General features: G+C 63.9%; 1 pseudogene. It reads left to right on the top strand.

Going from position 1 to position 352, the window contains the following annotated elements:
* Positions 1-352 (top strand): annotated as a pseudogene (locus EN852_RS36820) (hypothetical protein); the annotation flags it as partial.

Genomic DNA, 352 nt, shown 5'->3' with positions numbered 1-352 from the left:
GCTTCCGCAAGATCCCGGGCGGCCATGCGGGGCTGGAGTGGCGCAACCTGAACGCCATGGCGAAGGATCACACCAAGGACAGCGAGGGCTATGTCAACGGCAATGTCTCTGGCGACCATGTGGCCTATACCAGCAGCGGCTATCCGGCCGAGTTCAGCCGTGAGACGCCATTCGCCTTCCACTCGGTGCTGCTCAGCGTTGCGTGGCTGAAGGCGGAGGGGGAAACGGCACTGATCGAAAGCTGGCTGGGAGAGCAGTTGGTCGCCAGCGATGAAGTGGCGCTGTCGGCGCTGCCACCACTCCACTACGCGCCGATGCTCGGGGAAGTCCCCCGTGTTCGCCTTTCGGCAAA

It is taken from the genome of Mesorhizobium sp. M2E.F.Ca.ET.209.01.1.1 (assembly GCF_004010375.2).
GTDB lineage: Bacteria > Pseudomonadota > Alphaproteobacteria > Rhizobiales > Rhizobiaceae > Mesorhizobium.
The sequence above is the reverse complement of the archived record's forward strand: the minus strand, read 5'-3'. Positions and strand labels throughout refer to the sequence as shown.